The 17259-nt window shown below is 73.4% G+C and carries 17 protein-coding genes; 12 read left to right on the forward strand and 5 right to left on the reverse strand.

Annotation, left to right across the window (positions count from 1 at the left end; translation table 11 throughout):
* Nucleotides 1-218: 218 nt before the first annotated feature.
* The 3 genes from ACE1OA_RS19005 to ACE1OA_RS19015 all read right to left on the reverse strand — a co-directional run bounded on the left by ACE1OA_RS19005 (nucleotide 219) and on the right by ACE1OA_RS19015 (nucleotide 4036).
* Nucleotides 219-2324, reverse strand: coding sequence for an FtsX-like permease family protein (locus ACE1OA_RS19005; protein ID WP_432753113.1), 2106 nt, complete (start codon nucleotides 2322-2324; stop codon nucleotides 219-221).
* On the reverse strand, nucleotides 2318-3088 hold the full coding sequence (locus ACE1OA_RS19010) for an ABC transporter ATP-binding protein (RefSeq protein ID WP_432753114.1): 771 nt from the start codon (nucleotides 3086-3088) through the stop codon (nucleotides 2318-2320). The genes ACE1OA_RS19005 and ACE1OA_RS19010 overlap by 7 nt, the downstream gene beginning before the upstream one ends.
* Nucleotides 3089-3223: 135 nt before the next feature.
* On the reverse strand, nucleotides 3224-4036 hold the full coding sequence (locus ACE1OA_RS19015) for an NAD(P)H-binding protein (RefSeq protein WP_356776306.1): 813 nt from the start codon (nucleotides 4034-4036) through the stop codon (nucleotides 3224-3226).
* Between the two features lie 80 nt (nucleotides 4037-4116).
* Between ACE1OA_RS19015 and ACE1OA_RS19020 the strand changes: the two genes are divergently transcribed.
* The 6 genes from ACE1OA_RS19020 to ACE1OA_RS19045 all read left to right on the forward strand — a co-directional run bounded on the left by ACE1OA_RS19020 (nucleotide 4117) and on the right by ACE1OA_RS19045 (nucleotide 9107).
* Complete coding sequence (locus ACE1OA_RS19020; protein WP_356776308.1) at nucleotides 4117-4506, forward strand: winged helix-turn-helix transcriptional regulator; 390 nt, start codon at nucleotides 4117-4119, stop codon at nucleotides 4504-4506.
* The gene (locus tag ACE1OA_RS19025) at nucleotides 4485-5633 is read left to right on the forward strand and encodes a DUF2786 domain-containing protein (RefSeq protein WP_356603703.1); all 1149 of its coding nucleotides are present in this window, start codon (nucleotides 4485-4487) and stop codon (nucleotides 5631-5633) included. Before ACE1OA_RS19020 ends, ACE1OA_RS19025 begins: the two co-directional genes overlap by 22 nt.
* Nucleotides 5634-5822: 189 nt before the next feature.
* Complete coding sequence (locus ACE1OA_RS19030) at nucleotides 5823-7880, forward strand: FUSC family protein (RefSeq protein WP_432753115.1); 2058 nt, start codon at nucleotides 5823-5825, stop codon at nucleotides 7878-7880.
* Nucleotides 7881-8041: 161 nt separating this feature from the next.
* Nucleotides 8042-8206 carry a 50S ribosomal protein L33 gene (gene rpmG, locus ACE1OA_RS19035; protein WP_356603707.1) on the forward strand — a complete coding sequence of 55 codons (165 nt, stop codon included), beginning with the start codon at nucleotides 8042-8044 and terminating at the stop codon, nucleotides 8204-8206.
* Between the two features lie 3 nt (nucleotides 8207-8209).
* On the forward strand, nucleotides 8210-8464 hold the full coding sequence (locus tag ACE1OA_RS19040; RefSeq protein ID WP_361311256.1) for a type B 50S ribosomal protein L31: 255 nt from the start codon (nucleotides 8210-8212) through the stop codon (nucleotides 8462-8464).
* A gap of 400 nt (nucleotides 8465-8864) precedes the next feature.
* A complete protein-coding gene (locus ACE1OA_RS19045; RefSeq protein ID WP_147979020.1) occupies nucleotides 8865-9107 on the forward strand; it encodes a DUF397 domain-containing protein in 243 nt (80 codons plus the stop codon).
* Nucleotides 9108-9266: 159 nt separating this feature from the next.
* Here ACE1OA_RS19045 and ACE1OA_RS19050 read toward each other — a convergent pair whose 3' ends face one another.
* Nucleotides 9267-9764, reverse strand: a complete 498-nt coding sequence (locus ACE1OA_RS19050) for an ATP-binding protein (protein ID WP_356603711.1) — start codon at nucleotides 9762-9764, stop codon at nucleotides 9267-9269.
* Nucleotides 9765-10094: 330 nt separating this feature from the next.
* Between ACE1OA_RS19050 and ACE1OA_RS19055 the strand changes: the two genes are divergently transcribed.
* From ACE1OA_RS19055 to ACE1OA_RS19080, 6 genes are all read left to right on the forward strand, one after another.
* Nucleotides 10095-10967, forward strand: a complete 873-nt coding sequence (locus ACE1OA_RS19055) for a helix-turn-helix domain-containing protein (protein WP_356776314.1) — start codon at nucleotides 10095-10097, stop codon at nucleotides 10965-10967.
* 76 nt (nucleotides 10968-11043) lie between these two features.
* Nucleotides 11044-12501 (forward strand): aldehyde dehydrogenase family protein, encoded by a 1458-nt coding sequence (locus ACE1OA_RS19060; RefSeq protein ID WP_356603715.1) that lies wholly within the window; start codon nucleotides 11044-11046, stop codon nucleotides 12499-12501.
* Between the two features lie 191 nt (nucleotides 12502-12692).
* Nucleotides 12693-13232 carry a DinB family protein gene (locus ACE1OA_RS19065; RefSeq protein WP_356603717.1) on the forward strand — a complete coding sequence of 180 codons (540 nt, stop codon included), beginning with the start codon at nucleotides 12693-12695 and terminating at the stop codon, nucleotides 13230-13232.
* Nucleotides 13233-13273: 41 nt separating this feature from the next.
* Complete coding sequence (locus ACE1OA_RS19070; RefSeq protein WP_356603719.1) at nucleotides 13274-13924, forward strand: PadR family transcriptional regulator; 651 nt, start codon at nucleotides 13274-13276, stop codon at nucleotides 13922-13924.
* A gap of 116 nt (nucleotides 13925-14040) precedes the next feature.
* Nucleotides 14041-14979: an ATP-binding cassette domain-containing protein gene (locus tag ACE1OA_RS19075; RefSeq protein ID WP_361311243.1), complete on the forward strand. Its 939-nt coding sequence runs from the start codon at nucleotides 14041-14043 to the stop codon at nucleotides 14977-14979.
* A complete protein-coding gene (locus ACE1OA_RS19080; protein WP_356603723.1) occupies nucleotides 14976-15740 on the forward strand; it encodes an ABC transporter permease in 765 nt (254 codons plus the stop codon). The genes ACE1OA_RS19075 and ACE1OA_RS19080 overlap by 4 nt, the downstream gene beginning before the upstream one ends.
* Before the next feature lie 91 nt (nucleotides 15741-15831).
* On the opposite strand, the gene ACE1OA_RS19085 is transcribed toward ACE1OA_RS19080, so the two are convergent.
* Nucleotides 15832-17244 (reverse strand): glutamate decarboxylase, encoded by a 1413-nt coding sequence (locus tag ACE1OA_RS19085; protein ID WP_384868764.1) that lies wholly within the window; start codon nucleotides 17242-17244, stop codon nucleotides 15832-15834.
* Nucleotides 17245-17259: the final 15 nt, after the last annotated feature.

Here is a 17259-nt window from a genome sequence, read left to right on the forward strand (position 1 = left end):
GGCGAGGGGCCCCACGGGGGTGGGCCCCGGCCTGCGGACGCAGGGCACCTGGGCACGGGCTCGGCGGCCCGGGCACCCGGGCACGGCGCGCATGAGGGCCCGGCTGCCCGGGCCCCGGCCTGCGGACGCATGGCACCCGGGCGCGCCGTCGTACGGCAGGACGGGGCGGTGACCCGGCTCCGACCCTGGTCACCGCCCCGTCCACCCACGATCGCCGCTCAGCGCGTCAGCCGCCACGCGGGGAGCACTGCGGCCGCCGTCGCGACCACCCCGCACGCCCCGGCCGCCGCGCCGATCGCCGCCCAGGGGACGGCCAGTGCCACCGGCGCGGAGAGCGCGGCCAGCCCCGCGCCCAGGGCGCCCAGGTTCACCGCGGTGACCGCCAGGCCCAGGGCCGTCCCGATCCCCACGGCGAGCCCGGCCTCGCCCGCCACCACCCGCAGGACCTGGGCCCGGGTGGCGCCGGCCAGGCGCAGGGAGGCCAGCTCCCCGCCGCGTACCGAGGTGGCCATGAGCAGCGTGTTCGCCAGGGCGATCAGGGTGTAGACGAGGGCGATGCCCAGGACCAGCACCATTCCCAGCCGGATCGGCGGGCTCATGACCGGGTGGGTCGCCGCCGCCCACGCGGCGGCCGTACGGACGGTGCCGCCGCTCGCGGCCAGGGCCCGCGGTGTCACTCCCCGGGCGTCGATCCGGTCCACCACCGCGCCCGGCGCGTTCGCCCGGGTCACGTACGGCCCGTTGTCGCCGGTGCCGAGGGCGAGGACCGCCACCACCCGCAGCCGTACCGGACCGCTCCCGTCGGCGCGCCAGACCGCGACCTCCGTGCCGACCGTCCGCCGCTCCCACTCCTCGTTGACGACGATCGAGCGGTCGTCGAGGTCGGCGAGGTTCCCGGCCACCACCGGCAGCCGCGTCAGGTCCGCGAAGGCCGCCGGGTCGGACACCGCCCGCGCCCGGTACTTCACCAGCGCCTCCTCCCCGTCCCTGACGAAGACGGAGGTGCCGGCGCTCGCCGAGACCGCGGACCCGGGGGCGGCGGTGACCGGCCTCAGGTCCGTGCCGGTCACCACGTAGGGCGCGGACGTCTGCTCGCGTGCCTCCGTCGCCCTGGTGTGCGTCACGCTCGTCGCCGAGCCGAGCAGCGACCCGGCGAGCGCGACCGTGACGAGCACGGGTGCGGCGACCGCCGCGGTCCGGCGGACGGCCGCCGCGCTGTTCTCCCGGACGAGCATCGCGGTCGCTCCCGGCAGCCGCAGCAGGCGGGCCACCGGCCGGACCAGCAGCGGGGAGAGCAGGGCGAGGCCGCCGATCAGCAGCATCGACCGGCTCGTGTACGACTTGCGCTTGAGCAGTTCGGACGGTTCGGTGGCGCAGGTCCACACGAGCAGGCCGAGTCCGGCCAGGAGCAGGCCCGTGCCGAGCACCGCGCGGCCGAGCGGCAGGACGTCGGTGTCGACGTCCGCCTCGCGCAACGCGGCCGTGGGGCCGACGCGCCCGGCCCGCCGGGAGGCGGCGACGGCGCCCGCGAGCGCGACTCCCACTCCGGTCCCGAAGGCGGTGTACAGCGGCCAGTGGACGGTGGCGCGGATCGTGAACCAGTCGGGGGCCAGGCCCCCGTCGACGAGGATCCGCGCCTGCCAGGGGGCGGCCAGGACGCCGAGGGCGCAGCCGGCGGCCGAGGCGAGGACGCCGACCGCCGCGGCCTCGGCGAGCAGCACGCGCCGCACCTGACCGGGTGTGGCGCCGGCCGTGCGCAGCAGCCCGAACTCGCGCCGTCGCAGGGCCACCGCGAAGGCGAAGGTGGAGGCGACGACGAAGACGGAGACGAAGGTGGCGACTCCGCCCGCGGTGCCGAGCAGGGAGTCGAGGGCGACGAGGGCCTCGGCGTCCTGTTCGGGCTCGGGGTCGGCGCGGCGTCGGTCGCCGCCGGTGAGGACCTCGGCCCGGTCGCCGACGAGCGCGCGGACCCGGTCGGCGGGGCCGTCGACGCCGACGGCGTCGGGACCCCCCGCGGTGGTCACGGTCCAGCGGGCCCGGAGTTCACGCAGCAGTTCGATATCCACAGGCTGTGGATGGTCGAGCTTCCGGTTGGCAGGGGCCGTCGTCGGCCCGCGCCGCACCTCGACGGTGAGGGTGTCGCGGCCCTTCACGACGACCGGCGCGGACGCGAAGCGCACCGGTTCCCGCTCGGGGGCGTCGAAGGTGGCGGACAGGCCGAGGCCCGTCACGGTGAGGAGCCCGACGCCGAGGGCGAGGGCGACGAAGCTGCCGAGGAAGGCGGCCCAGCGGGCGCGCAGTCCGGTGAGGAGGACGGTCAGCATGCGACGGCCCCCGTCCGCGCCGTCCCCCGCGCCGCCCCGGTGGTGCCGGCCCTCTCCAGGCCCGCCATCCGGGCCGCGACGCCTTCGACGGTGGGTCCGGGCAGCTCGCCCGCCACCCGTCCGTCGACCAGGAGGACCACCCGGTCCGCCCGGGCCCCGGCGGCCGGGTCGTGGGTGACCATGACGATCGTCTGCCCGTCCCGGTCCACCAGGTCCCGCAGCATGCCGAGCACCTCCCGGCTCGTCGTGGAGTCCAGGGCGCCGGTCGGCTCGTCGGCGAAGAGGACGGCCGGGCGGGTGATCAACGCCCGTGCGATCGCGACCCGTTGCTGCTGGCCGCCGGACAACTCGCCGGGCCGGCGCCCCTCCCGGCCGGCGAGCCCGACCCGGGCGAGCGCCTCGCGCACCTCGGTGCGGGACGGACGGCGCCCGGCGAGCCGCACCGGGAGGGCCACGTTCTGGGCGGCCGTCAGCGAGGGCAGCAGGTTGAACGACTGGAAGACGAAGCCGATCCGGTCCCGCCGCAGCAGGGTCAGGCGCCGCTCGCTCAGCCCCTCCAGGCTGATCCCGGCCACCTCGACCGTCCCGCTCGTGGGCCGGTCGAGCCCGGCGGCGCACTGCAGCAGAGTGGACTTGCCCGAACCGGAGGGCCCCATCACGGCGGTGAAGGAGCCGGCCCGCAGGTCGAGGTCGACGCCGTCGAGGGCGCGGACGTCGCGGTGGTGGCGGTGCAGGGCGGTGAGCCGTACGGCGCTTGGGGTCATGGCTCAAGCGAACCGTTCCCGCCCCTGGCCGGTCACGACCTCTGGGGGGCGTCCTGGGGGTGGGGCCAGGCATACCCCGCGGGTGGGGACGCGGGCTCCCGCCGTTCCGGCCGTACGCCCGGCGCGGCCGGACCGCTACCCCTGCCGCACCGCCTTCACGAACGCGTCGAGCGGGTCGCGCGGCTCCCGGCCCAGGACCGCCCGCAGGTCGCTCCGTACCCCCGAGCCGTCCAGGAAGCCGTGCGCGATCGCCGAGTACGTACCCGTCAGCATCGGGATCTGGAACGGCTCCGCCCCCGAGGCCGCGAGCGCGGCGCGCGCCTCGGCCAGGGTGCCGGGGGCGTACGTGGCGCCCAGCGCCCGCGCCAGCTCCGGGCCGCCCAGCGGGCGTTCGCCGACCAGTTCGTAGGTGCGGCCGGCGTGCGCGGCCGGGGCGACGGCGACGGCGGCCGCGATCTCGGCGAGGTCCTCGCGGGCCACGGCGGCCAGCCGGCCCTCGCCGAGCGGGCCGGTGACCCGCCGGTCGGCGTCCGGGGCGGCGAGCAGGCCCAGCAGCTCGGCGTAGAGGCCGTTGCGCAGGATCGTCCACCGCGCGGTCGAGCGCCGCAGCCGCCGTTCGGTCCAGCGGTGGGCGAGGGAGTACGTGAGGTGGTCGCCGTCCCCGGAGAGGCTGGTGTAGACGAGGTGGCCGACCCCGGCCCGCTCGGCGGCGGAGATCGCGGCCTCGTGCCGGGCGACGACGGTGTCGTCCTCCCCGTACCCCGCGGAGATCATCAGCAGCGTGCCCACTCCGGCGAAGGCGTCCGCGAGCGTGGCCGGCTCGTCGAAGTCGACGAGGCGGGTCCCCGGCAGGCCCGCGCGGGTGCCGAGGACGACGTCGTCGCGTCCCGCGAGACGCTCCGCGACGAGCCTGCCCAGCCCGCCGGAGACCCCGGTCACGAGCAGCATGATTCCCCCTGTCTTCGCCGGTGGGTGGTGACGCCTGCCAGCATGGTGGGGGGCGGGGGATCTCGGAAGGAGGCACATTCGTGTCAGTGGGGCACACGGAGGTAACCGCCGCGCCGGTCGTCTCGTGCGCGGAGGACTGCGGGGTCCGGGACGTGCAGGACCGGCTCGGCGACAAGTGGACCGTGCACGTCGTGGTCGAACTCGCCGCGGGCACACGGCGGTTCAAGGAGCTGCAGCGGCTGGTGACGGGCATCTCGCAGCGGATGCTCACCCTCACCCTGCGCCGGCTGGAACGGGACGGGCTGGTGACGCGGACGGTGCATCCCACGATCCCGCCCCAGGTGGAGTACACCCTGACGGAGACCGGACACAGCATGACGCACCTCATCAGGCAGCTGATCGACTGGTCGCTCGACCACCGCGAGGTGATCGGGCGGGCCCGAGCGGAATGGGACGCCCAGCAGTCGTGAGCACGGTCGAGAACGCCTTCCGTACGGCGCTGTACACGGACGAGGTCACCGCGCTGGACTCGGCCGCGTCCCTGCTCGCCGCGGATCCGGCCGCGGACGTGGAACTGTCGCGGCGCGGTGCGGAGTTCGTCCGCCGGGCCTGGGAGCGCGGCTGGCAGCCCGCGGACGTCGTCCGGCTGGCCCGGCGCGACCTGGCGGAGGAGCACGTCCGGCTGCTCGGGGCGCTGATCGCGGCGGAGACCGCCGGATACGAGCGGCTGCCGGCGCGGTGGGCGGCGCAGATCGAGGACCTGGACACGCGCGCGTGGCGGGCGGACCGCTTCTCGTACGCGACGGCCGTGCTGGAGCTGTACCGCCTGCTGGTCAGGCTGCCGTCCCTCGACCCGGTGGGCCCCGTGCCCGGCGACGCGCTGCTGCCGCCGCCGGCGGCGGGCGAGCCCCGGATGCTGACCCGCATCCGGGCGCTGCTCGCGAAGGCGGAGGCGACGGGCTACCCGGAGGAGGCCGAGGCCCTGACGGCCAAGGCGCAGGAACTGATGGCCCGCCACAGCCTGGACGAGGCGGCGCTGGCGGCGGGGGCCCAGGGCCCGGCGGGGGAGACGCCCGGGGCGGTGCGGATCGGCGTGGAGCCGCCGTACGAGCAGGCCAAGGCGATCCTGCTGGACGCGGTGGCGACGGCGAACCACTGCCGGGCGGTGTGGAACGAGACCTACGGCTTCTCGACCGTGGTCGGCTTCGAGGCGGACCTGGGGCCGGTGGAGCTGCTGTACACCTCCCTGCTGGTGCAGGGGATGTCGGCGATGGCCAAGGCGGAGGCCGAGCAGCGGGCGGGGGGCCGCAAGCGTACGAAGTCCTTCCGGCAGTCGTTCCTCCTCGCGTACGCGAACCGGCTCGGCGGGCGGCTGGCGAGCACCTCGCGGCGGGTCGCGGCCGAGGCGCCGACGCTGCTGCCCGCCCTCGCCTCGCGCGAGGTCGCGGTCACGGCCCGGACGGACGAGATGTTCCCGCAGACCCGTACCACCAGGGTCCGCGCGGCCTGGGACGAGGCGGGCTGGGACCACGGCACGACGGCGGCGGACCGGGCCGGGCTGAACCGGGGCCGGCCCGAGGTCCCCTCGGGAGACTGACCCCGGGGCGGAGCGGCCGTCCGGCGGGCGGCGGAGGCCCGGCGGGCGAAGCAGGGGCCGGGCGGGCGGCGGAGGCCCGGCGGGCGAAGCAGGGGCCGGGCGGCCCGCCGCGGCCCACCGGGACCCGCCCGCTCCGGGTCCGCGCCCGCAATGTCCGGTACGTAATGGTTCGCGGATAGGCTCGCGGCCATGAGTTGGCTTCGGGCGCTGCGGAAGACCGCCCGTTCCGGGATGGCCGTCGAGCGCCGACGGCTCGAACCCCTGGTCGCCGCCCGCGGCGCCCTCGGTCTCGCCCTCGTCGTCGGCGGCTCGCTCGCGCTCTTCGGTCCCGGCGTCGCCGCCTCCTCGGCCTTCGGCGCGTTCCAGGCGGCCATCGCCACCTTCCAGCGCTCCTGGCGCCCCCGCCCGACCCTGGCCCTCGCCTCCGGCGCCAGCCTCGCCGTCTCCACCTTCCTCGGCTACCTCACCGGCGCCGGCGCGCACCCGGGGCTCTTCCTGGCCCTGCTGGTCCTGTGGACCTTCGGGGCGGGGCTGGCCTGGACCGCGGGCCCGACGGTCGGCATCATCGCCTCCTCCAACGTCGCGATCATGCTGGTCACGGTCACCCTCCCCACCTCCGTCGCCGAGGCGGCCGGGCACGCCGCCATGATCGCCGTCGGCGGTCTCGTCCAGGCCGCGCTCGTCGTCCTCCTGCCGGTCCGCCGCTGGGGAGCCCACCGGGACGCGCTCGCCGACGCGCTCGCCGCCGAGGCGGACTACGCCCGGCGGCTGCGGCAGGACCCGACCGCGCCCTTCGATCCCGTCCCGCTCATGACCGCCCGCAGCGCGGCGGCCGTCACCCCGCGCCAGGCCCGCCGCCGCCCCGCGGAGCTGCACGGGGCGCGGGGCCTGGCCGAACGCATCCGCCCGGTGCTGGCCTCGCTCGCCGACCCGGCCGTCGGGGTCCCCGCCGAGGGCACGGAACGCGGCCGGGTCCGCGAGCTGCTCGGCGCGGCGGGCGCGATCCTGGACGCCGCGGCGCACGCGATCCGCCACGGCGAGCCGGTCGAGCTGCCGCCGGCCGCCGTCGCCGCCCTCCGCACCCCCGACACCCACGGGATCCTGCACGGCCCGTCGCGCCGGGCCGCCGTGCGGCTCGCCGCCCTGCTCGACGACGTGGTGGAGACCGCCGAGCCCCGCACCGAGACGGCCGCCGCGGCCCGCGCCCGCCCCAGCCTCCTGGCGCTGACCCCGGACGTCCTGGCCGCGATGCGCGCCGAGCTGCGCCGGGACTCCCCGATCCTGCGCCACGCGATCCGCGTCTCCGCCGTCACCGCCGTCGGCTACGTCCTGGGCTCGGCCCTGCCGCTCGGCCACGGCTACTGGGCGCCGATGGCCTCCGTGATGGTGATGCGCCCCGACTTCACGCAGACGTACGCGCGCTCCGTCGCCCGCTTCGGCGGCACCCTGGTCGGCGTCGCCCTGGCCACGGCCGTCGTCCAGGGCGCGCACCCCGACATGTGGTTCTCCGCCGCGCTCGCCGTCGGCTGCGCCTTCGGGATGTACCTGCTGATGCGCACCGGGTACGTCGTCACGCAGGTCTGCGTCTCCGCGTACGTCGTCTTCCTCCTCGGCATGGGCGGCTCGGAGTGGGCGCAGACCGTCCGCGAGAGGGTGATCCTGACGCTTCTCGGGGGTGTCCTCGCGATGCTCGGCTACGCCCTCTATCCGGCCTGGGAGACGCCCCGGCTGCGGGGCCGGCTCGCCGACTGGCTGGTGGCGGACGGCCGTTACGCCGCCACCGTCGTCGCCCACTACGCCGACCCGGCGGGCAGCGTCTGCCCCGACGTCCGGGAGGCGCTGCTGGCCACCCGGGCCGCCCGGATCGCCTGGCAGGAGGCGCTGGTGCGGGCGACGCACGAGCCGGTGCGCCACCGCGGCCTGTCGCACGCGGCGACGGAGGACGCCGAGCACGCCCTGGCCCAGTTTGGCCGGATCGTCATGCTGATGGAGGCGCACCTGCCGGAGCGGGGCGCCCCGGCCGTGCCCGCCGCCGCGACGCTGGCCGAGGCGCTGCGCCGGGCGACGGAGCGGGGCGCGAAGGTGGTACGGGAGCGCGGCGAGCCCGACTGGGACGACCTTCGGGAGACGGTCGCGACCTGGGACGCCCCGCCGGACCCGCTGCTACGGACGGGGGCGCGGATGCTCCTGGAGGCACTGGACGAGCTGTCGGCGGCCCTGGAACCACAGAGCCCGCAGCCGGCGTGAGATCCGGGCCATGGCGACCCCGGACGTCCGGTGCCGGGGGTGCGGGAAGCGGCGGCCGAGACCGGGCCGCGCCACGGTCGGCGGGCAGTGGGCGGACAAGGGTGACCTCCCTCTCTCCGAAGTTGTTGGCAATGGGAATCGTTTTCATTTACTCTACAGGCATGGCCAGCAACGAGATCCGCCCGATCGTGAGACTCCGGTCCACCGCCGGCACCGGCTACACCTACGTGACCCGCAAGAGCCGCCGGAACGACCCCGACCGCCTGTCCCTGCGCAAGTACGACCCGGTAGCCGGGCGTCACGTCGACTTCCGAGAGGAGCGCTGACCCGTGCAGCACGCCATCCACCCCGCCTACGGCCCCGTCGTCTTCCGCGACAAGGCCGCCGACTTCGCCTTCCTCACCCGCTCGACGCTCGGCAGCGACAGGACCGTCGAGTGGGAGGACGGCCGCACCTACCCCGTCGTCGACGTCGAGATCTCGTCGGCGAGCCATCCCTTCCACACCGGCACCGCCCGCGTGCTCGACGCCGCCGGCCGGGTGGAGCGCTTCGAGCGGCGGTACGGACGGCGCGAGGCCGCCTGACGCCGCATTCCCGGGACTCCGGCCCGTGCCGCCCGCGCGGCCGGAGTCCCCTCGCGAACCCGTGAAGCCCGCGAGCCAACCAGCCGGGCCGGGACGGCGTCCTCTTCATCGACCGCAAGGCTCGGACCTGCCGCGGCGGTTCCTCGCCGACCCGGCCAAGATCGGAAGTCGTAGGGTGACCGGAGCGGGTGTGCGCCGGCAACGGCGTACCGCCCGCGGCGGTGAAGATCGCCACGGGTGCGGCACCCGTGCCGTACCCGTCGGTAGGGCGCTGGCACGCTGAGTCGCGTAGTCGACACGCCACCCCGCGTGCACGTGCATCTGCTCATGCATTGGCATATGAACACAGCTATGATCCGAGGAAGTTGACACCTGCATCAAGCAACTCGGGGAGCTTCCAATGCACCAGGCGCATCGTGCGTACAACGGCATGGCGGCCACCGAACTGGAGGGTGTCGTCTGGCAGAAGAGCAGGCACAGCAACTCCCAGGGGTCCTGCGTGGAGTTCGCCAAGCTTCCGGGCGGGAACGTGGCGATGCGCAACTCGCGCCACCCCGACGGGCCGGCTCTCGTCTACACGCCCGCGGAGATAGAGGCGCTGCTGCTCGGCGTCAAGGACGGGGAGTTCGACCACCTGGTCTGAGGTGGACGGCGACTTCCCGCACGCGAAGCTGCACGGGCGCCCGCCCCGTACGCGCCGAGTCATCAGGGCCCGCCCTGTGGCCGGACGGCGCGCGAAGGGCCCCGGCGGTCGCCGGGGCCCTGTCGATCTCGGTGACCCACGATCGTGGCGCGGTCGCCGCTATTCCGACCCCAGCCGGAACAGCGCCCACACCACCTTGCCGTGCAGGGTCCCGGCCAGCGGGTGCCATCCCCAGCTGTCGCTGAAGGAGTCGACCAGGAACAGCCCGCGCCCGGACTCCGCCGCGCAGTCGCCTTCGGCCGCGCGGGCCTCCGGGCTCTTGTGGCTCGGGTCGCGCACCGCGCACACCAGCCGGCCGGTCCACCGCATCAGGTGCAGCCGGACGGGCGGGTTCTGGCCCTCCTCCTGAGGCGCGTCCGCGGGCATCGCGTGGCGCAGCGCGTTCGTGACGAGCTCGGAGACGACCAGCGCGACATCGTCGAAGCGGTCGGCGAGGTCCCAGTTCGTCAGCGTCGACTGCGTGAACTTCCGTGCGCCGCGCACCGCTTCGTAGCGAGGAGGCAGCGCGCAGGAGGCGGAGTTGGAGACGGCGGCGGGATCGATCGGCGGAAGCCCCTGCCGTAACGGCTCGAGCATGGTCGATCCATTCGTCCCCATGCGAGGCACTCCCGGGAATCGCGGCTGTGGTGCGACGGCGTCGTGCTTGAGGTGCTGTCAAGGGTGCTGCACCGCTGCATCACGATCGAGTCCGCAGCCGCGCGGGGTCCATGGTTCCGAATGCGCCCACTGGATGCAAGGGCAGATGCACGTGCACGCGCCGGACCTGTCCGGCCACGCGCCGATTCTGTGGATATCTTCTGTCACCTCCTTTCGCCTTGATCGTGAAGTCGCCCTGAAGTTGCCCTCTTTCCGTAATCGAATGTGTACGGGCTGAAGCGTTTAGTGGCAGAATCCGGGGCCCGAGACCGTGAACGAGAGGCTCAAGTCGTGACCGCAGTCGAATCGAGCGGAACGAGTGGGAGTGTCGTACGGCGCATCCTGCTGGGCTCGCAGCTGAGGCGGTTGCGCGAATCGCGTGGCATCACCCGTGAGGCGGCCGGCTACTCGATCCGTGCTTCCGAATCCAAGATCAGCCGTATGGAGTTGGGAAGGGTGAGCTTCAAGGCCAGGGACGTCGAGGACCTGCTCACGCTCTACGGGGTCAGCGACGAGGCCGAGCGCGACTCGCTCCTCGGGCTCGCCCGCGAGGCCAACGTGGCCGGGTGGTGGCACAGCTTCGGCGACGTACTGCCCGGCTGGTTCCAGACCTACATCGGCCTGGAGGGCGCCGCCTCGCTCATCCGCGTCTACGAAGTCCAGTTCGTCCACGGCCTGTTGCAGACCGAGGCGTACGCCCAGGCGGTCGTCACCCGCGGCATGCCGGACGCCTCCCGCGCCGAGATCGACCGCCGCGTCGCCCTGCGCCTCGAACGCCAGAAGATCCTCGTCTCCGAGCGCGCCCCGCGCGTCCACGCCGTCCTCGACGAGGCCGCCCTGCGCCGGCCCTACGGCGACCGCTCGGTCATGCGCGGCCAGTTGAAGCACCTCATCGAGGTCTCGGAGCACCCCTCGGTCACCCTGCAGGTCATGCCCTTCAGCTTCGGCGGCCACGCCGGCGAGAGCGGCGCCTTCACCATGCTCAGCTTCCCGGAGTCCGACCTGTCCGACGTCGTCTACCTGGAGCAGCTCACCAGCGCCCTCTACCTCGACAAGCGCGAGGAGGTCGGTCAGTACACCCGGGTGATGGAGCGTCTCCAGGAGGACAGCCCCGATCCCGCGGAAACCCGTGATCTTCTCCGGGGACTCCTTCAACTCTCCTGATACGTAAGTACGATGACGTGACATCAGTTCACGTCCGTGCCGACGTCCGCCACCGCGGGTTAAGGGGTCTCGTCCTATGTCCTACTTCACCGACCTGGCCCACCAGTACATCGACGGCGAGTGGAAGCCCGGCAGCGGATCGTGGGACATCATCGACTTCAACCCGTACACCGGGGAGAAGCTCGCCTCGATCACCGTCGCCACCGCCGAAGAGGTCGACCGCGCCTACCGGGCGGCCGAGCGCGCCCAGACGGCATGGGCCGAGACGAACCCGTACTCCCGCCGTCTCGTCTTCGAGCGCGCGCTGCGCATCGTCGAGGAGCGCGAGGAGGAGATCGCGGAGACGATCGTCGCCGAACTCGGCGGCACGCGCCTCAAGGCGGCCTTCGAACTGCACCTCGCCAAGGAGTTCCTGCGCGAGGCGATCCAGCTGGCGCTGCGCCCCGAGGGCCGGATCCTGCCCTCGCCGGTCGACGGCAAGGAGAACCGCGTCTACCGCCTGCCGGTCGGCGTCGTGGGTGTCATCTCCCCCTTCAACTTCCCCTTCCTGCTGTCGCTGAAGTCGGTCGCCCCCGCGCTCGCCCTCGGCAACGCCGTCGTCCTCAAGCCGCACCAGAACACCCCGATCTGCGGCGGCACGCTCGTCGCGAAGGTCCTGGAGGACGCCGGTCTTCCGGCCGGCCTGCTGAACGTCGTCGTGACCGACATCGCCGAGATCGGCGACGCGCTGCTGACCCACCCGGTCCCGAAGGTCATCTCCTTCACCGGCTCGGACAAGGTCGGGCGGCACGTCGCCACGGTCTGCGCGCAGCACTTCAAGCACGCCGTCCTCGAACTCGGCGGCAACAGCGCCCTCATCGTGCTGGACGACGCCGACGTCGACTACGCGGTCGACGCGGCCGTCTTCAGCCGCTTCGTCCACCAGGGCCAGGTGTGCATGGCCGCCAACCGCATCCTCGTGGACCGGACCCTGGAGCAGGAGTTCACGGAGAAGTTCACGGCGAAGGTCGCGACCCTGCGCGTCGGCGACCCGGCCGACCCGGCCACGCACATCGGTCCCCTCATCAACTCCCAGCAGGCCGAGTCCGTCTCGGCGCTCGTCGACCAGACCGTCGAGGACGGCGCGACGGCCCTCCTGCACGGCTCGGTGGACGGCAATCTCGTCTCGCCCTCCGTCCTCACCGGCATCGCGCCCGACGCGCCCGTGCTGAGCCAGGAGATCTTCGGCCCGGTGGCGCTGATCGTCCCCTTCGACGGCGAGGACGAGGCGGTGCGCATCGCCAACGACACGCCCTACGGGCTGAGCGGCGCCGTCCACACCGGTGACGTCGAGCGCGGGGTGCGGATCGCCAAGCGGATCCACACCGGCATGATCCACATCAACGACGGCACCGTGCACGACGAGCCGATCGTCCCGTTCGGCGGCGAGAAGCACTCGGGCATAGGGCGGCTGAACGGCGACTCGATGATCGACGCCTTCACGACCCAGAAGTGGATCTCGGTCCAGCACGGCCGCAGCCGCTTCCCGTTCTGACCCCCCGGCCCCGGCGGGAGTGTCCGGCCGGGGCTCCCGGGAGGTCCCTCGCGGGGCGTTCCCCGGGACGTCACCCACCCGCGCCGAGTTGCGGACCGTAGTTGTCCGCAAGCCTCCGTAGCGTGGGGGTTGTCGGGAAGGCGCAGGGCCCCCGGCCGTGCACCCGGCACACCCCTGAGAGGCGGACACCCATGGTCACCCACGTTCCCGCGGCGGCTCCCGGCGACGAGCGCGGCACGCTCCTGAACTTCGTCGAGGCCCAGCGCGCGGCGGTCCGCCGTTCCGTCCTCGGACTCACCGAGGAGCAGGCCGCCGGCCGCCCCAGCGCCAGCGAGCTGAGCCTGTCCGGGCTGGTCAAGCATGTGGCGGAGATGGAGCTCAACTGGCTTCGGCTGGCCCAGCAGCGCCCCAACGAGCGCCAGCGCACCCAGGAGACCTGGGGGGACAGCTTCCGGCTCGTCGAGGGCGAGTCGATCCCGGACGTGCTGGCCTTCTGGGACGACGTGGCCAAGGAGACCGAGGCGTTCATCCTCGCCGTGCCCGCCCTCGACGACACCTTCCCGCTGCCGCCGGCCCCCTGGTTCCCCGAGGACGGCGCCGTCTCGATGCGCTGGCTGATGCTGCACCTGGTCGAGGAGATCGCCCGGCACGCCGGCCACGCGGACATCATCCGGGAGTCCCTGGACGGCCGGACCTCCTTCGAGCTGGTGGCGCTGGAGCAGGGGCACTGAATCCCACGTACCCTAGTCAAAATTGACTAGGAGGTGGGCGGATGTCGGCGATCCGGCTTCTTGTCCTGGGCGCGGTGCGTCAGCACGGCCGCGCCCACGGCTACCAGGTCCGCAACGACCTGGAGTTCTGGGGCGCGCACGAGTGGTCCAACGCCAAGCCCGGCTCGATCTACCACGCGCTCAAGCAGATGGAGAAGCAGGGGCTGCTCCGCGCCCACGAGATCGCGCCGAGCACCGCCGGCGGCCCGCCCAGGACCGAGTACGAGGTGACCGAGCGCGGCACGGAGGAGTACTTCGCGCTGCTGCGCGAGGCGTTGGCCACGCACGACCAGAAGACGGACGTCCTGTCGGCGGGGATCGGCTTCATCGTCGACCTCCCGCGGGCGGAGGTGGTGGAGCTGCTGCGGCGGCGGGTGCAGGGGCTCGACGCGTGGCGGGCCACCGTCACCGAGTACTACACCCCCGAGGGAGGCCCGGGGCAGCTGGGCCACATCGGCGAGATCATGCACCTGTGGGTCCACTCGGCCGACGCCGGCAAGGAGTGGACGCTCGGCCTGATCGAACGGATCGAGGCGGGCGCGTACTCCTTCGCCGGGGAGGGCGGGGAGCCCTTCGTCGGCGTCCTCGCGGAGGGGCAGGAGAACCCGTACGCGACGAGTGGCGGCGACGGTGAGGGCGACGCGGAGTCCTGACGCGAAGGATGACCGGCCCGGGGTGACTATTCAAGTTTGACCAATGAAGTCCGGCGGGTTAGTGTGAGTGAAGTAGTCAAATTTGATTACTGTGTGGGACGGCTGGAGGGCCACGGATGACTGACGCGATCGTCGTCGAGGGCGCGCGCAAACGGTACGGGGACAAGCAGGCTCTCGACGGCCTGGACCTGGTCGTCGGGAGCGGCACGGTGCACGGCGTGCTCGGACCCAACGGCGCCGGCAAGACCACGGCGGTGCGGATCCTCGCCACCCTGCTCCGCCACGACGAGGGGACGGTCCGGGTCGCCGGGCTCGACGTCCGCACCCGGGCGGGCGAGGTCCGGCGGCGGATCGGACTGCTCGGCCAGCACGCGGCCGTGGACGAGGAACTCGGCGGCCGGCAGAACCTGGAGATGTTCGGCCGGCTCCACCACCTGGGCGCACGGCGCGCGGGCGCCCGGGCCGACGAACTGCTGGAACGCTTCGGGCTGACGGAGACCGGACGCAGACCGGTCGGCCGCTACAGCGGTGGCATGCGCCGCCGACTCGACCTGGCGGCCTCGCTGATCACCGAGCCGGACGTGCTGTTCCTCGACGAACCCACCACCGGACTCGACCCCCGCGGCCGCAACGAGGTGTGGGAGTCGGTGCGTTCCCTGGTCGGCGGCGGCACGACCGTCCTGCTGACCACGCAGTACCTGGAGGAGGCCGACCAGCTCGCCGACCGGATCTCGCTGGTGGACCGCGGGCGGGTCGTCGCCGACGGCACCGCCGACGAGCTGAAGGCCCGGGTCGGCGGCGACCGGATCGACGTCGTGCTGCGCGACGCCCGGCGGCTGGACGAGGCGGCGGCGCTGCTCCCCTCGGCGGAACCGGCCGTCGACCGTGACCGGCGGCGGATCAGCGCCCCGGTGCGGGACCGGATGGCCGCACTGGCCGAGACCGTACGGGCCCTGGAGGCGGCCGGGATCGAGGCGGAGGACATCGCCGTCCGGCGGCCCACCCTGGACGAGGTCTTCCTCCACCTGACCGACGCGAAGGAGGTGGCCGCATGAGCGCGGCCTACGTGGTGAGCGACTGCTGGACCATGACCCGGCGTGAACTCGCCCACTGGGCGCGGCAGCCGGTACAGGTCCTGGTCGGGCTGGTCTTCCCGGTCATGATGCTGCTGATGTTCGGCTACCTCGTCGGCGGCGGGCGCGGGGTCGAGGGGGAGTACGTCGACTTCCTCGTGCCCGGCATGCTCACGCTGACCATGGTCTTCGGGCTCGAAGGCACGATGACGGCGGTCACCCAGGACCTGAACAAGGGCGTGATCGACCGCTTCCGCTCGATGCCGATGGCCGACGGCGCGGTCCTCGTGGGGCGTTCGGCCGCGGACATGCTCCAGTCGACGGCCGGACTGCTGCTGATGACCGGGGTCGGCTACGCCATCGGCTGGCGCGCGCACGGCGGATTCGGCGCCTTCGTGGGGGCCTTGGGGCTGCTGCTCCTGCTGCGGTTCGCGATGCTGTGGATGGGGATCTTCCTCGCGATGGTCGCGGGCCGGGCGGAGATGGTCCAGGCGGTGCAGATCCTGGTCTGGCCCATCGGCTTCCTCTCCAACGCCTTCGCCTCTCCCGCGTCCATGCCGGGCTGGCTGGCCTCCGTCGTGGAGTGGAATCCGATGTCGGCGACGGCGACGGCGGTCCGTGACCTCTTCGGCAACCCGGGCGGGGAGCCGGGGCACGTGATGGCGGCGGTGGTGTGGCCGGTGGTGCTGTTCTCGGTCTTCTTCCCGCTGGCGGTCGGCAGGTTCCGGCGCCTGAGCGGCTGAGCGGCCGGTTCCCGCCCCGGCGGTGACGGGCGGGGTGCGCCGGGCGGCGCACCCCGCCCCCGGTGGCCCTGATGGCCTTCGGTGGCGGCCTTCAGTGGTGGAAGGAGGTCGCCGCCGACTTGTCGCGGTTCATCGGGTGCTGCTGGGCGCGCAGCTCGGGGAGCAGCCGGTTCAGGTCGTCGACGAAGAGGTCCGCGAGGTCGGCCGAGAAGCCGTTGCGGCAGACCACGCGCAGGACGGACAGGTCCTCCCGGTCGGCGGGGAAGGTGTACGCGGGGACGAGCCAGCCGTGTTCGCGCAGCCGCCGCGAGACGTCGAAGACGTCGAAGTTCGTGATCTCGGGGGCGGTGGTGAAGGCGAAGACGGGCAGCTGGTCGCCGCGGGTCAGCAGTAGGAAGTCGCCCATCGCCTCGATCCGTTCGGCGAGCCCGCGGGCGATGTCGCGGCTGGTCTGCTGGACGGCCCGGTAGCCCTCCCGGCCGAGTCTCAGGAACGTGTAGTACTGCGCGACGACCTGGGCGCCCGGCCGGGAGAAGTTGAGGGCGAAGGTGGGCATGTCGCCGCCCAGGTAGTTGACCCGGAAGACCAGTTCCTCGGGCAGTTCGGCGGGCGAGCGCCACAGGGCCCAGCCGACGCCCGGGTAGACCAGGCCGTACTTGTGGCCGGAGGTGTTGATGGAGGAGACCCGCGGCAGCCGGAAGTCCCAGACCAGGTCCTCGTCGAGGAAGGGGGCGATCATCGCGCCGGAGGCGCCGTCCACGTGGACGGGGATGTCGAGGCCGGTCCGTTCCCGGAGGGCGTCGAGGGCGGCGCAGATCTCGGCGACGGGTTCGTAGGAGCCGTCGAAGGTGGAGCCGAGCACGGCGACGACTCCGATGGTGTTCTCGTCGCAGAGGTCCGCCGCCGACTGCGCGTCCATGTGGAAGCGGTCGCCCTCCATGGGCACGAGGCGGGCCTCGACCTCCCAGAAGTTGCAGAACTTCTCCCAGCAGACCTGGACGTTGACCCCCATCACCAGGTTGGGCCGGGCGCTGCCGGGGTAGCGGTCGCCGTTGCGCTGGGCCCAGCGGCGCTTGAGGGCCATGCCGGCGAGCATGCACGCCTCGCTGGAGCCGGTGGTGGAGCAGCCGACGGCGGTGTTCGGGTCGGGTGCGTTCCAGAGGTCGGCCAGCATCGCCACGCAACGGCGCTCCAGCTCGGCGGTGCGCGGGTACTCGTCCTTGTCGATCATGTTCTTGTCGCGGCACTCCGCCATCAGCACCCCGGCCTGCGGCTCCATCCAGGTGGTGACGAACGTGGCGAGGTTGAGCCGCGAGTTGCCGTCGAGCATCAGCTCGTCGTGGACGAGCTGGTACGCGCTCATGGGCGGCAGGGGCCCGTCGGGCAGACGGTGGTGCGGGGGTGCGTCGGTCATCCCGCCGATGGGGTTGGCCAGCCCGTAGAAGGGGTTGAGGGCGAGGCGACGGTCCGCCCCGGGTTCGCCGGGGCCCTTGTGCAGAGGCATGGGGAGACTCCTTCG

Origin of the sequence: Streptomyces sp. JL2001 (genome assembly GCF_050917515.1) — a bacterium.
Lineage (GTDB): Bacteria > Actinomycetota > Actinomycetes > Streptomycetales > Streptomycetaceae > Streptomyces.